The sequence below is a fragment of the Ruegeria sp. BB9 genome (assembly GCF_056539345.1).
Genome location: NZ_JBQFUU010000001.1, coordinates 124,398 through 138,477, shown reverse-complemented (window position 1 = coordinate 138,477; position 14,080 = coordinate 124,398). Strand labels below are relative to the sequence as shown.

The following is a 14,080-nucleotide window of genomic DNA, read 5'->3' as shown; positions in this document are numbered from 1 at the left end:
GATCTTTAATCAGATGCCTGCAGGCGGGAGCCACGCCCCCACACACGGCGCCTAATCCACCTAAACGTGCATTTTTCCCAAGGCATTTCCGGGCACCCGTGCTATAACGCCCCTAACAAAAAAGACCGGACAGGATATGAGCAGCAATCCCAAACTCGAGGACAACCTCCGCGCCGCGATTCTGGCCGAGCCGGACGCCGTACTGGACGACAAGGATCTGATGCAGGCGCTGGTCGCCGCGAACGAACGCGCCCGCGGAGACAACATAATCGACCTGCGCGGAATCGCCATGCAACGGCTTGAGGCACGGCTGGACCGGCTGGAGGACACTCACCGCTCGGTCATCGCCGCCGCGTACGAGAACCTCGCCGGAACCAACCAGGTTCACCGAGCCATCCTGCGCCTTCTTGAGCCGACGGAATTCGAGGACTTCCTGCGCGTGCTGGGTACGGAAGTTGCCGAAATCCTCCGCGTCGACCGCATCACGCTGGTCCTAGAAACAACGTTGGTCCAACAGGACCCAAGCATCGACCGGCTGGACGGTGTTTTGGCCGTGGCGGAACCGGGTTTCGTACAATCCTACATGGACAACGCTCCGAACCACCCCGCGCGCGAGGTTGTCCTGCGCGAAATTCGCCAACCCAACCGCAGAGTGCACGGGGATCAGCTGGACCAGCTGCAATCTGAGGCATGTATGCAGCTGGATCTCGGCAAAGGGCGTCTGCCGGGCATGATAGTCATGGGCGCGCGCGACCCAAGGCACTTCTCGCCTCAATTGGGCACTGATCTGCTGGCCTTTTTTGCAGGCGTATTCGAACGGTCGATGCGCCACTGGCTGTCGTGAGCCTGATCTCTCCAGCCTGCCGCGATGCATTGCAGTTGTGGCTGGAGGGGTTGACCGCTTTGGCGGGCCGTTCGGAAAACACCATCAATGCCTATCGCGGGGATGTCTCGGATTTCCTGTCTTTCATGACTTTGCATCACAGCGAACGGCAGGGGCTGGCGGCGCTCGAGCGCATCACCGTTTCGGACATGCGGGCCTGGATGGCACATCAACGCGAATCCGGTGTCGGGGCGCGGTCACTGGCGCGAAAACTGTCCGCCGTCAAAAGCTTCTATCGCTGGCTGGCTGAACGCGAGGGGTTCGAGCCCACCGCCGTCCTGTCCACCCGCGCCCCGAAATACACCAAGAAACTGCCGCGCCCTCTGGCCGAAGACGCCGCCCGCGCCATGATCGAGACGGTCGAGCTGCAATCCGGGTCAGATTGGGTTGCCGCCCGCGACGTTGCCGTCGTGACCCTGCTGTATGGCTGCGGCCTTCGCATTTCCGAAGCCCTGTCCCTGACCGGAGCGGACGCGCCCCTGCCCAACACGCTGAGAATTGTCGGCAAGGGTGACAAGGAAAGGATCGTTCCGGTCATACCCGCTGCGCGTCAGGCAGTCGACCGATACCTGGAATTGTGCCCACATCCCCAAAGCCCAACCGCCCCATTGTTCCGCGGCGTACGGGGCAAGGCCCTGAGTCCAAGGGCAATTCAGGGCGTCATGGCCAAAGCGCGCATGCAGCTGGGTCTTCCGGCAACGGCCACTCCACACGCGATGCGGCACAGCTTTGCAACCCATCTTCTGTCGGCCGGCGGAGACCTCCGGGCCATTCAGGAACTGCTGGGTCACGCGTCCCTTTCGACCACCCAGGCCTATACAGCGGTCGACACCGCGCGCCTCATGGAGGTGTACAACCGCGCGCACCCCAAAGCCTGAGACGCGGCGGAATTGCAGCAACCAAATTTCGGTGCTGATACCGCTGGCTTTTTGCTTTGCATCTCGGGCGCGCATCGTACATGACACGGGTCATGACACTCAGATTCAAAGCCTTAGCCGTTCACCTGTTTACCGCGACCGGAGCCGTATTTGCGATGCTGGCCATGCTGGCCGCGGTCGAGGAAAAGTGGAGCCTGATGTTTCTGTGGCTGGTCGTTTCGTTCATCGTCGACGGAATCGACGGCCCTTTGGCGCGGCACTATCACGTCAAAAAGAACGCGCCCGAGTTCGACGGTGTCCTGCTGGACCTGATCATCGACTATCTGACCTACGTCTTCATTCCGGCCTACGCGCTGTTCAAATCCGGCTTGATGGACGGCTGGACCGGTTGGTTCGCGATCATCGTCATCACCTTCGCCAGCGCGATGTATTTTGCCGACACGCGTATGAAAACAAAGGACAATTCCTTTTCCGGTTTTCCCGGTTGCTGGAACATGGTCGTGGTGGTGATCTTTGCGCTAAAGCCCGACTTCTGGTTCAGCCTCGTCCTTGTGGCGCTGCTGGCCGTTGCAATGTTTCTGCCCCTGAAATTCATTCACCCCGTGCGCACGGAACGCTGGCGCAACCTGTCCCTGCCCATGGCCTTCGCATGGACATTTTTCGCCGGATGGGCCGCTTGGGTGGATTTTCACCCGCAAAGCTGGGCGCATTGGGGTCTGGTGGTGACCAGTCTGTACCTGGTCTCGGCAGGGATCGCCCAGCAAATCATGCCGCCGAGCCGCGACTGAGACGCGGCCCCAACGGGCGAAAATCACAGGTCAGAGGATTTCCCGGATCTCGAACTCGGTGCCATTGTGGGTGAAGACGTCCCCCTTGCGCATTCCGGCCATGGCCAGATAGATCGGGCTTTGGGTTGAAATCCCCATATATGTTTCGCCGTCCACGTCGAACTTGGTGGTCGACACGCAGACGACGAAATGCCGATCACCCAGCCAGACTACGGCACCCGGCTGCACGGTATCCGTCAGGCTGAAATCGGTGTTTTCGATCACGTCAATCTTGGCATGGTGCGCATGCACCGGCCCGTCAAACGCAGCGGCCAGATCTGCGCTTTCGCGCGATGCCGCGATATCATCCTTGTCGTGGCCTTCCCGGTCATCCAATTTGGACTCTTTCTGAAAGGCATCGTGGTGCGCCTGCGCCGTCGCCAACTCCTGTGCCTCCAACGCCATCAATTGGTCAATGATGGCCTTCTTCCGGGCGGCGGGGTCAATTTTCGCAGTCATGAATTGCAGTCCTTCGGGTTCGAAAACTGTCTCAGGTTGGGACGCTTTGCAAAAGATTGCAACCGGATTCCGGTGGTCAGATCAGCAGACTGGCAGCGCCCTCGTGACGCAACAGGGCAACCTTGCCCTCAACCCCGCCCTGCCCCGAGAACCCGCCAAGCCCGCTTGCCGCCAGAACGCGGTGACATGGAATGATCACCGGGATCGGGTTGGCACCACAGGCCTGCCCGACAGCTTGCGCCGGACACCCAAGATCCTGCGCGATATCACCGTAGGTCCGTGTGTCACCGAAAGGAATCGCGGACATCAAGTCGCAGACCTGCTTCTGGAACTCGGACCCAACGACACGCAGCGGCAAGTCGAACTTTTGCAACCGGCCCTCGGCATAGGCCCTGATTTGCAACCCCGCTTCGATCAGCAGCGGGGTCCTCTCACCCGTTGTGTGACCGTCCCACACCAGACTGGTGATGGCACCGTCCTCTTCTTCTATCCCAAGGCATCCGAACTGGGTTTCCACTGCAATCATCGGCATGGGCGCAGAGTTTCAGATCAGCGGGGGCACGGCAAGCCGCAAGAAAAACCCCCGCGCGATGGCGGGGGTTTCAGAGATCATTTTCAGCTCAGCGCCGTATCGCATCGGCCGCAGACGCCGGGGTGGGCGTGACGTCCCACATCCGGCCGGATCTTCCAGCAGCGCCGGCATTTGGCCCCTTCGGCCTTTTCGAACACGACGCCGACGCCCTCGATCTCGGGCAGGCGGAACGCCTCGGCCGGGGCCGGGTCGGCGGTGACGGTCAGACCCGAAGTGATGCAAAGGTCATCCACGTCGAAGGTCGCCAGCAGGTCGCGGGTTTCGGCATCCTCGACATGCACGACCGGCGCGGCTTCGAGGCTGGAGCCGATAACCTTGTCGCGGCGCTGCACTTCCAGCGCGGCGGTCACCGCACGGCGCACACGGCGGATCTTGGCCATGTTCGCCTCGAGCTCGGCATCGCGCCAATCGGCAGGCGTGTCGGGGAAGTCGACCAGATGCACCGAGCTGTCGTCGCCCGGGAACCGCTCGAGCCAGACCTCTTCCATCGTAAAGACCAGAACCGGCGCCAGCCAGGTGGTCAGTCGGTGGAACAGTATATCCAGCACCGTGCGCGCGGCCCGGCGGCGCGGGGTGTCGCCATCGCAATAAAGCGCATCCTTGCGCACGTCGAAATAGAAGGCCGACAGGTCAACGGTGGCAAAGTTGAACACCGCGCTGAACACGCCCTGGAAGTCGAACGCAGCATAGCCCTTGCGGACCTGCTCGTCCAACTCGGCCAGGCGGCTGAGCACCCAGCGTTCCAGACGCGGCATCTCGGCCGGGTCGATCCGGTCGGCCTCGGTGAAATCGGCCAGCGAGCCCAGCATGAAGCGCATCGTGTTGCGCAGCCGGCGATAGCTGTCAGCGACCCCTTTCAGGATTTCCGGCCCGATCCGCTGGTCGGCGGTATAGTCGGTCTGGGCCACCCACAGGCGCAGGATGTCGGCACCGTATTGCTTGACGACCTCTTCCGGCACGATGGTATTACCGAGCGATTTGGACATCTTGTTGCCCTTCTCGTCCAGCGTGAACCCGTGCGTGACCACGTTGCGATACGGCGCACGGCCGATCGTGCCGCAGGCTTGCAGCATCGAGGAATGGAACCATCCGCGGTGCTGGTCGGTGCCCTCCATGTAGACATCGGCGATACCGTCGTCAGTGCCATCCTCACGGTCGCGCAGAACGAACGCATGGGTCGAGCCCGAGTCGAACCAAACGTCCAGAACGTCGAACACCTGGTCATAGTCGTCGGGGTTCACGATGCCGTCCAGAACCTGCTGTTTGAACCCGTCAGTGTACCAGACATCGGCACCGTGTTCTTCGAACGCGGCCTTGATGCGGGTGTTCACATCCGCGTTGCGCAGCAGATAGTCCGCGTCGGTGGGCAGAGCGCCCTTCTTGGTGAAGCACGTGAGCGGCACACCCCAGGCACGCTGGCGCGACAGAACCCAGTCGGGGCGCGCCTCAATCATCGAATACAGGCGGTTGCGGCCCGATGGCGGCGTCCACTTCACCAGCTCGTCGATCGAGCGCAGGGCGCGTTCGCGGATGTTGTCGCCCATTTCGTCCATGCCGTCGTCCAGCTTGCGGTCGACGGACACGAACCATTGCGGTGTGTTACGATAGATGATCGGCGCCTTGGACCGCCACGAATGCGGATAGCTGTGCTTGATCTTGCCACGCGCCAGCAGCCCGCCGACCTCGGCCAGCTTGTCGATCACAGCCTTGTTCGCATCGCCCTCGCCGCCCTTGCGCGACAGGATGTACTTGCCGCCGAAAAACGGCATGTCAGCGCGGAAGCTGCCATCGTCCATCACGTTGTAGGTGATGACCTGCTCGAGCATGCCCAGATCGCGGTACAGCTCGAATTCCTCCATCCCGTGCGAGGGCGCGCAATGGACGAAGCCGGTGCCTTCCGTATCGGTCACGAAATCGGCCGCGCGGAAATCGCGGATGTCGTCCCATTCGCCGTTGGACCCTTCGGCCCCTGCCAGCGGGTGCTGCAGCTGGATCTTGGCCAGATCGTCCTGGGTGACGTCACACAGGCGGCGGTACATGGTGTCGTCCAGTCGCGCCCGCGCGAACACGTCGGCGGCCAGATTGTCGGCCAGCAGGTAGCGGTCACCGATCCGGGCCCAGCATTCCTCGGGGCGGGCGGTCACTTCGTACAGCCCGTACGAGATATCCTTGCCATAGACCACGGCCTTGTTCGACGGCATGGTCCAGGGCGTCGTGGTCCAGATCACAACATAGGCGTTGTCCAGCGTGGTGTCACCAGTGTTCACCACCTTGAACTTCACCCAGATGGTGAAGCTTTCCTTGTCGTGATATTCGACCTCGGCCTCGGCCAGGGCGGTCTTCTCGATCGGCGACCACATCACCGGTTTCGAGCCCTGATACAGCGTGCCGTTCATCAGGAACTTCATGAACTCGTCCGCGATCACCGCCTCGGCGTGATAGTCCATAGTGACGTAGGGATCGGCCCAGTTGCCGGTGATGCCCAGGCGCTTGAACTCCTCGCGCTGGATGTCGATCCAGCCTTCGGCGAACTTGCGGCACTCCTGGCGGAAGTCGATGACCGGAACCTCGTCCTTGTTCTTGCCCTTCTTGCGGTACTGTTCCTCGATCTTCCATTCGATCGGCAGGCCGTGACAGTCCCAGCCGGGCACATAGCGCGCATCAAAGCCCATCATCTGATGCGACCGCACGATCATGTCCTTGATCGTCTTGTTCAACGCGTGGCCGATATGCAGGTGCCCGTTGGCATAGGGCGGGCCGTCATGCAGTGTGAAGGGCTTGCGACCCTGTTTGTCGCGCAGGCGGTCATAGACGCCGATCTTCTCCCAGCGGTCTAGCCATGCGGGCTCGCGCTGGGGCAGGCCGGCGCGCATGGGGAATTCGGTTCGGGGCAGGTTCAGCGTGTCTTTGTAGTCGGGTGTCTGGGTCGTGTCGGCGCACATGGAGAGGCGTCCCTTGGATGATCTTGGCGTGTTTGGATCGAAGCGGTCGGTGCGATGAACTCAAGCACCTTTGCCCGGCGTCTCGGAAACTCAGAGCGCCGGGGAAATAATTCGAATGATAATGGCCAGAACGTCTTGCATGGCCGGGCTTATAGGCCGGTTGCGCCTATTGGTCCAGAGCTTCCGGCCCCTGCGGCGAATGGCGCAGCTTGGCCCAGCGGTTCAGCCAGGCCAGACCCGCCAGCGCCAGCCCCAAGGCCAGCAACGAAAACACCCGGATCAAACCGCCCAGCCCCGAGATGTCGATCAGGAACACCTTGGCCACCGCCAACCCGATCACCGCCAGCCCGGCCTTGCGCATCAGGTCCGACCGACGCGCCAGCGACTGATAGAACAGCGCCGCGCCGATCACCAGCAGGGCGAGCGTGTAAGTATAGAGCTCAGGCTGGGATACGCCGTTGCCTTCATACATCCCTGCCGCGCCCTGCCAGAAATGCCGGATGGTCAGGCCCAGCCACAAGGCGCCCAGCGCAATGGTCACCCCCTGACAGGCCAGCCGCAACTGCGCCGGCATCGTGGGGATCCGCCACGCGGACAGGCCGATGACGAGGGCCGGCAGCAGATAGGCAATGGCCAGCGTGTTCACGATCGGAGGCCCCAGAACAGGATCTGCCCCAAAACGCAAAACAGGGTTGGCCACTGTCGCAGCCAGCGCGAGCCACAACAGGCCATGCGCGGCAAAGAACACGCCCAGTGCGACCCGAACCCAGTTCAGTCGCCCGCCCAGCGCAAAGCGCTGCACCTGCACAAAGGCCAGCAGCAGCCAAATGGCCGACAGCAGGCCCAGCCCCCAATGGCTGTCGTCGGCACCGCCCTCGCCCAGCCCTTCCAGCCAGCGCAACAGCAGCAGAGACACCAGAACGCCGCCCGTCGCCCACGCTGCGCTGTCCAGCATGACATTGGCGACCGGGCGGTCCAACGGGCGCAGCATCCACCATGCGGCAAGATAACCTGCAACCGCAGCCCCATAGACCAGCGCCATTTCCACAACCGGCGCGTGCAGCGCCCAGTCCAGGCCCGGGTTCAGGATCAGTCGGAACGTGACGGTGGCAACGCCGACCCAGATGAACCAGCTCATCGGTAGCAGGTTGAATCGCCGGTCCAGCGCTGCCGCCGCGATGATCGTGACCACGAAAGCGATGGTCAGCGCCGCCGAGCTGAGCACGATCACGCAGCCGAAGGTCAAGCAGGACAAGGCCGACAGCGTGGCCAAAGCCGGACGCATCCGGGCCTCGCCATCCACACGCGCAAAGCGCTCGGCCAGTACCACCATCAGCGCCGCAAGCGCGACCGCATGCAAAGCCCAGGGGTAGGCGCCCATCACGCTGGCAGGACGCCAGCCAAGCTCAAGCGCGATGGCCAGCGCCGGGGCGTACAGCGCGGCGGCACCGGCCCAGACCAGCGGGTACCGCCCACCCCGAAACGACCGCCATGCCGCCAGAAGAGAGATCATCGCGCCCAACGCAACCAGCAAGGTCACGGCCAACGGAAAAGCAGCCTCGGGCGTTTCGGAATAGGTCTGCCAGAACCCACGCGCCACCGCGCCGCCATCAAATCCATGCGTGAACACGAAACCACCCAGAGCCAGGGCGGGAAGCGCGGTCATGTCCTGCAGGGCCGGCGCGTCCTTTGCCCAGATCAGCAGGGCGAAAGTCAGCCCGGCCAGCAGGATCACACCCAGCCAGAACTCACCGCTCGTATCCGCCCATTGCAGTGCCAGAATGGCCGAGCTTGCCAGCACCGCCCCAAAGGCCAGGCGCGTCGGAAATTCGGGCCACGGACCACTGGCTTTTCTGACAAGGATTTCGCTGAACATCGCGCCGTCATGGTCGGGCCAGATCCGCCGGGCGGGAATGGCAATGGCGATCACGGCCACGGCGGCCATGTAGACGAGGAAAGCCGATTCCGTGATCGGCGAACCCATCACCAGCAAAAGGCCCGCCAAATAGGCGCCCACCAGCGACATCACCGACACCCAGGCCCAGCGCCGCACCGTGTCGATCCCTAGCCCCAGCCCGGTGATCACGAAGAAATATACGTACAGCCAAGACGGGTCAGCCGAGCCGCCACCCACGACGAATGGCGCGGCAAAGGCGCCGATCAACCCGATCGCCGCCAGCAGCGGGCCGTGGAACCAGCCAAGTACCAGCCCGACTAGAGCGATGGCGATCATGCCTGCCAAGGCCGCCTCGGGGCCGATCAAGTCATAGAGCTGACGCGCCGCCAGCACACCGCCGAACAGCGTGACCAGCCCCGCGCCGGAAAATACCGAAGGCAGGTAGGCGGTGGCCGACGACTCGTCATCGCCATACCGACGCCGCACAATTTCACCCGCCACGATCAGCAGCGCGCCGAAGCCCAGGGCCGCCAACACGCGCGCGGTAGGCGGCAGCAAACCGTTCTCGACCCCGTATTGCACGAGGAAGATCCCCGCCAGCGCCAGCGACAGAGCGGATACGGCATAGAACCAGTTCTCGCGCAGCCACGCGCCCAGATCGTCGAACCGCTCGGCGCGGAACACCACTGCCGCCGGAGGCGATGCACTCTCAGTAACAGCTGCCGACTCTTCAGGGTCAGGCCGTTGGTCCGGCGTCGGTGGGCTTTCCTGTTTCGGTGAACCCCAAGGGGCCGGCCGCGGTTCAGGCGTCGGCGCTTCGATTGGCGCGGACTGCGTCTTTGGTGGCCGCTCCGCGTCCGGTTGCTGCTCGGCACCCAACCGACTCTCCAACTGCTCGACCCGCCGCCGCAGACGGGCATGGCCGACCAGCAAGACGACAATAGATACCGGCATCGCCAAAACGACCAGGCCAACAAGAACAAGCAGAGATTCCAAACCGCACCTCCGGGCAAATCTGCATTACAGGCTATCCTGTCCAGGCGCGGCAAGACAGTCGGGAAATCCCGAATGGTTTCAGCCTGTTGCGATCTGACGCCAGTGATCTAAGGATGGAACAGAGACCCGACGAGATAGGCAATTGCCGCCGCCGCTCCACCAATCGCCAGCGTCTCAAGCCCCGAGCGCCACCAAGGCGCCAGCGACCACCGGCTTTTCATCGCGCCGATGGCAAAGAAAACGCCCAGTGTCATCAGGACCGAGGCTGGAAACGCGCCCTGAACACCCAACAGGAACGGCACGAGCGGAACCATGCCGGCCACGACAAAGGCCGCGAACGTGGCCGCAGCGGCCTTGAGCGGATGCGGATCGACGCTGCCCAGCCCGTATTCGCCCTCGATCATCAGGTTGATCCAAGTGTCACGATCGGCGGTGATCGCGTCGGTTGCCTGTTCCAGCACCCGGCCTGACAAACCCTTGCGGGACAGGATCTCCAGCACCTCGCCGCGCTCGCCGTCGGGGTAGAGGCGGATGTGGCGCTCTTCGATAGCGCGGATCCGGCGGATATTGTCCAACTCGGCCTTGGTCCCCGAGTAATTGCCCGCCGCCATCGAGAACCCGTCGGCTAGCACGTTGGCCAAGCCCAAGGCCACGATGACAAAGGGCGAAAGCCCGGCCCCGGCCACGCCTGCCACGATGGCCAGCGTGGTCACCGATCCGTCGATCCCGCCATATACCACGTCACGCAGGACCCCGCGCCCGGGTGGGGCGTCGATCCGGTCTGCGATTTCCTGTTGGGTGTGGCCGTGATCCGCCATGGCTGGTCTCCCTTCCAAGAGATTGTGCCCTGCGTGGCGGCCCGATGGCTTTGCGGCAGATCAACCCTTGGAAAACAGCCCGCCCAGCGCGCGCGAAACCATGCCGCGGGTCGACGGCCTGTGCCGGTCCGAGAAGGGCAGCGGGCGGCAGACCTCCATCGCAGCCACGCCGACGCGGGCGCTGAGGGCGCCGTTGACCAGTCCTTCGCCAAAGCGGCGCGACAGCTTGCTGAGGACCGACCCGCCCAGAACCGGTTCGAGCAGGTCGTCACCCACGGCCACCGCGCCGGTGGCCACCAGGTGAACGAACACCGCACGGGTCAACCGCCAGCCCCCCAGAAACCCGGCCCGCCCGCCATAGATCTCGGCAATCCGGCGGATCATCCGCAGCGAGGCCAGCAGCGCCGTCGCAACATCGGCCAGCGCCAGCGGCACCAGCGCCGTCACCGTCGCGACCTGGCGCGCGGCGGCCTCGACCTCGCGGCTGGCGGCGGCGTCGAGCGGGGCCAGCAATTCATCCTCGACCAGTCCCAGCAGGCCCGAAGCGTCGAACTGTTCTTCGATCCGTTCGACCAGACGGTCGCGGCCCCAGCGCGTATCCTCGCGCCCGCGATAGAACGCGATCAGGCGCTGCGTCACGGCCCGGGCCTGTGCCAGATCGGCATCGGCCAGCGCGGCATCGGCGGCGCGGCGCATCCCGTCCACCCGCGACAGCCGGCCCAGCGCGGCCAGTTCGCGCAGCGCGATCAGCAGGGCCACCAGCACCAGCGCGCAGATCAGGCCGGTCACGATCCAGCCCAGCACCGGCACGCTGGCGATCAACGAGGTGGCGAAATTCCATGCGACGACAGAGACCGCCGCCCCCACGACCGCAACCGCCAGCCCCCAAAACCACCGCCCAAGAACCGACGGCTTGCGCGCGGCCAGCCGGGCCGCGGCCTGCATCGCCTGCCCCTGGGGCGGCGCGATATCCGGTACCGGCGCGGCCTTCGACACGTCGGCGGCCGGGGCATCCTCGTCAAGCTCGATCAGAACCGGACCCTTGGCCATGCGTCACTCCTTTTTCCGCCATACGAACCGAATGTCCGGCAGTTGTTCATCATTGTCGGCCCCGTCGCTGCGGGCCACTTCGACAAAGCCGTGCCGTTCGTAGAACCGGCACGCGCCCGTGTTGGCCTGAAACGCATACAGCGCCAGTTCTCGGCGACCTGCCTTGGCGCTGTCCAGCAGTTGTGTGCCGATCCCCTGATTCCGCGCGGCGGGGCTTAGGTACAGGCAATGAACCTCGGTTCCGTCCATGGCCAAAAAGCCTGCGACCTTGCCGCCCTGTTCGGCAACCGTGACCCATCCATTGTCAATCATCCGCCCGCAAAAGGCGATGGCTTCGGCCCCGGTATGCAGCTCGGGCATCCAGTCGTTTTCGAGTGCAAAGCCGTGCAGGATCTCTCCGATCGCCCCGGCGTCGAGGCTGCGCGCGGGCCTGAGGGTAACAGTCACAGCCGGTCTCCGATCAGGAACTGCGCGGCGCGGTCCAGCCGGATATGCGGCGGGCCGTCACCGGGGCGCAGCGACAGATTCGCCGGGGCAAAGGTCATGAACCCGAAATCCTCGCCCAGCCAGGTGTCGGCCCCCTTGCGTGCAGGGCCCAGCAGATGGGCGGGGTCTTCGGGCAGCTCTCCGGGGTAGAAGGCCGCCTGTTTTCCATTCTCCAAACTACCGCGCACGCAGGGCAGTTCGACGCCGTTGTGATTGCGGATCTCTTCGGTCGTCACGCGCAGCGCGGCGATGGACATTGCGGCGGTTTCGGCCCCGGCGAACCTGGCGCGGTCGCGCGCCTCGCGGGTCAGGGCCTCCATGATCGCGGTCAGGCGCGGGTGTTGCAGGTGGTGCAGGTGATCGGCCTTGGTGGCCGCGAACAGGATGCGTTCGACCCGCTTGCCCAGCAACATCTGGCTGAGCCATGCGTTGCGGCCGGGCCGGAAGGCCGACAGGATGTCGCCCATGGCGCGGCGCATGTCCTCGACCGCCTGCGGACCCTTGTGAATCGCGCCCAGCGCATCCACCAGCACCACCTGCCGGTCGATCCGGGCGAAATGATCCCGGAAAAAGGGCTTCACTACCTGCGATTTGTAGGCCTCGAACCGGCGATCCATCTCGCGGTGCAGGCTGCGGCGGCGCGCGGCGCTCTCGACCGGCAACGGCGCAAAGGTCAGCACCGGCGACCCGGCCAGATCGCCCGGCAGCAGGAACCGGCCCGGCGTGCAGTCATAAAACCCCGCATCCCGCGCGGCAGTCAGATAATCGGCAAAGCCCCGCGCCAGGGCCTGCGCGGTGGGTTCATCATGGGGGTCGGCCGGATCAACGGATTTGATCTGGGCCAGGAAATCGGCGGCGGCCGGACGCTGCGCGATCCGCTCCAACGTTTCGCGCGACCAGTCGTCATAGGTTTTTTCGAGCAGTGCCAGATCCAGCAGCCACTCGCCGGGATAGTCGACGATGTCCAGATGCACGGTGCGCGGCCCCTGCAGGCCGGCCAGCAACCCGGCGGGGCGAACCTTGAACGACAGGCGCAGCTCGGACACGGCGCGGGTGCTGTCGGGCCAATGGGGCTGAGGCCCGGTCAGGGCCGACAGGTGCGATTCATAATCGAACCGGGGCACTGTGTCGTCGGGCTGCGGCTGCAGGTAGGCGGCGTTGATGCGCCCCTCCTGTTGGGCGACCAGGCCGGGCATCCTCCCCCGGTCCAGCAGGTTGGCCACCAGCGACGTGATGAACACCGTCTTGCCCGACCGCGCAAGACCGGTGACGCCCAGCCGCACGACCGGTTCGAAAAACGTCTCGGACACGCGGTCGCCGACGGATTCGACGCCGCGCACAAGACTGTCTGCCAGTGATGAGATGACCAAACCGCCGCCCCGCATTTCTTGTTTGTCCCAAGATAGGTAGCCGCTGCCCCGGTTGCCAGCGCTTTTGCCGCCTGCCCTTGCCCGGGCGCCTCCGGCAGGGTACCAGCAGCCCATGCCCAGATACGCGTTGAAAGTCGAATACCAAGGTGAGCCGTTTGCCGGATGGCAGCGGCAGAAAGAGCTGCCCTCGGTCCAGGGCGCCATCGAGGCGGCCTTGTCGAAACTGCAGCCCGGGGCACACACGATCGCAGCCGCGGGGCGCACGGATGCGGGTGTTCACGCGCTGGGGCAAGTGGCCCATTGCGACCTTGAAAAAGACTGGGACCCGTTCCGCCTGTCCGAGGCGCTGAACTATCACCTCAAGCCGTTGCCGGTGGCGATTCTCAAGGCCGCGCGGGTGGCGGATGACTGGCATGCGCGGTTCTCGGCCATCGAGCGGCAATACCTGTTTCGCATCCTGATCCGCCGTGCGCCCGCGACCCATGACAAGGGCCAGGTCTGGCAGATCGGGCATCCGCTGGATGTCGCCGCGATGCAGGAAGGGGCCGACATGCTGATCGGGCGGCACGATTTCACCACCTTCCGGTCCTCGATCTGCCAGGCGGCCAGCCCGGTCAAGACGTTGGACGAGCTGCGCGTCGAACAGGTTCAGGGCTTTTCCGGCCCCGAGGTGCATTTCCACGTCCGCGCCCGGTCCTTCCTGCACAACCAGGTCCGCAGTTTCGTCGGCACGCTGGAACGGGTCGGCGCGGGCGCTTGGACACCGCAGGACGTGCGCGATGCGCTCGAGGCCGCCGACCGCGCGGCCTGCGGGCCGGTCTGCCCGCCGCAAGGATTGTACCTGGCGCGGGTGGGCTATCCCGATCCTGTTTTCGACTGACG

General features: G+C 64.4%; 12 protein-coding genes. 4 read left to right on the top strand and 8 right to left on the bottom strand.

What is annotated here, in order from left to right; translation table 11 throughout:
* The first annotated feature begins 136 nt into the window (after nt 1-136).
* From ACR0FC_RS00660 to ACR0FC_RS00650, 3 genes are all read left to right on the top strand, one after another.
* Entirely contained in the window at nt 137-844 is a 708-nt protein-coding gene (locus ACR0FC_RS00660) for a DUF484 family protein (protein WP_170337506.1), read from the top strand.
* Nucleotides 841-1,761 (top strand): tyrosine recombinase XerC, encoded by a 921-nt coding sequence (locus tag ACR0FC_RS00655; protein ID WP_170337505.1) that lies wholly within the window; start codon nt 841-843, stop codon nt 1,759-1,761. The genes ACR0FC_RS00660 and ACR0FC_RS00655 overlap by 4 nt, the downstream gene beginning before the upstream one ends.
* A 92-nt stretch (nt 1,762-1,853) precedes the next feature.
* Nucleotides 1,854-2,549, top strand: coding sequence for a CDP-alcohol phosphatidyltransferase family protein (locus ACR0FC_RS00650; RefSeq protein ID WP_093962794.1), 696 nt, complete (start codon nt 1,854-1,856; stop codon nt 2,547-2,549).
* A 30-nt stretch (nt 2,550-2,579) separates the two neighbouring features.
* Here ACR0FC_RS00650 and ACR0FC_RS00645 read toward each other — a convergent pair whose 3' ends face one another.
* The 8 genes from ACR0FC_RS00645 to ACR0FC_RS00610 all read right to left on the bottom strand — a co-directional run bounded on the left by ACR0FC_RS00645 (nt 2,580) and on the right by ACR0FC_RS00610 (nt 13,198).
* Nucleotides 2,580-3,047 carry a hypothetical protein gene (locus ACR0FC_RS00645; protein WP_093962795.1) on the bottom strand — a complete coding sequence of 156 codons (468 nt, stop codon included), beginning with the start codon at nt 3,045-3,047 and terminating at the stop codon, nt 2,580-2,582.
* A gap of 76 nt (nt 3,048-3,123) precedes the next feature.
* Entirely contained in the window at nt 3,124-3,579 is a 456-nt protein-coding gene (locus tag ACR0FC_RS00640) for a methylated-DNA--[protein]-cysteine S-methyltransferase (RefSeq protein WP_170337504.1), read from the bottom strand.
* An 83-nt stretch (nt 3,580-3,662) separates the two neighbouring features.
* The gene (gene ileS, locus ACR0FC_RS00635; RefSeq protein ID WP_170337503.1) at nt 3,663-6,581 is read right to left on the bottom strand and encodes an isoleucine--tRNA ligase; all 2,919 of its coding nucleotides are present in this window, start codon (nt 6,579-6,581) and stop codon (nt 3,663-3,665) included.
* 166 nt (nt 6,582-6,747) lie between these two features.
* Nucleotides 6,748-9,474 (bottom strand): DUF2339 domain-containing protein, encoded by a 2,727-nt coding sequence (locus ACR0FC_RS00630; protein ID WP_170337502.1) that lies wholly within the window; start codon nt 9,472-9,474, stop codon nt 6,748-6,750.
* Nucleotides 9,475-9,581: 107 nt separating this feature from the next.
* Entirely contained in the window at nt 9,582-10,292 is a 711-nt protein-coding gene (locus ACR0FC_RS00625; RefSeq protein WP_170337501.1) for a VIT1/CCC1 transporter family protein, read from the bottom strand.
* Between the two features lie 60 nt (nt 10,293-10,352).
* Complete coding sequence (locus ACR0FC_RS00620) at nt 10,353-11,342, bottom strand: YcjF family protein (RefSeq protein WP_170337500.1); 990 nt, start codon at nt 11,340-11,342, stop codon at nt 10,353-10,355.
* Nucleotides 11,343-11,345: 3 nt separating this feature from the next.
* The gene (locus ACR0FC_RS00615) at nt 11,346-11,789 is read right to left on the bottom strand and encodes a GNAT family N-acetyltransferase (RefSeq protein WP_170337499.1); all 444 of its coding nucleotides are present in this window, start codon (nt 11,787-11,789) and stop codon (nt 11,346-11,348) included.
* Nucleotides 11,786-13,198, bottom strand: a complete 1,413-nt coding sequence (locus tag ACR0FC_RS00610; RefSeq protein WP_170337498.1) for a YcjX family GTP-binding protein — start codon at nt 13,196-13,198, stop codon at nt 11,786-11,788. Before ACR0FC_RS00610 ends, ACR0FC_RS00615 begins: the two co-directional genes overlap by 4 nt.
* Before the next feature lie 112 nt (nt 13,199-13,310).
* Here ACR0FC_RS00610 and truA point away from each other — a divergent pair, with 112 nt between their 5' ends.
* Nucleotides 13,311-14,078, top strand: a complete 768-nt coding sequence (gene truA, locus ACR0FC_RS00605; RefSeq protein ID WP_170337497.1) for a tRNA pseudouridine(38-40) synthase TruA — start codon at nt 13,311-13,313, stop codon at nt 14,076-14,078.
* Nucleotides 14,079-14,080: the final 2 nt, after the last annotated feature.

Coding starts and splice junctions, on each gene's coding strand:
- ACR0FC_RS00645 (WP_093962795.1), bottom strand. CDS start 3,047: ATGACTGCGAAAATTGACCCCGCCGCCCGGAAGAAGGCCATCATTGAC.
- truA (WP_170337497.1), top strand. CDS start 13,311: ATGCCCAGATACGCGTTGAAAGTCGAATACCAAGGTGAGCCGTTTGCC.
- ileS (WP_170337503.1), bottom strand. CDS start 6,581: ATGTGCGCCGACACGACCCAGACACCCGACTACAAAGACACGCTGAAC.
- ACR0FC_RS00625 (WP_170337501.1), bottom strand. CDS start 10,292: ATGGCGGATCACGGCCACACCCAACAGGAAATCGCAGACCGGATCGAC.
- ACR0FC_RS00620 (WP_170337500.1), bottom strand. CDS start 11,342: ATGGCCAAGGGTCCGGTTCTGATCGAGCTTGACGAGGATGCCCCGGCC.
- ACR0FC_RS00650 (WP_093962794.1), top strand. CDS start 1,854: ATGACACTCAGATTCAAAGCCTTAGCCGTTCACCTGTTTACCGCGACC.
- ACR0FC_RS00660 (WP_170337506.1), top strand. CDS start 137: ATGAGCAGCAATCCCAAACTCGAGGACAACCTCCGCGCCGCGATTCTG.
- ACR0FC_RS00640 (WP_170337504.1), bottom strand. CDS start 3,579: ATGCCGATGATTGCAGTGGAAACCCAGTTCGGATGCCTTGGGATAGAA.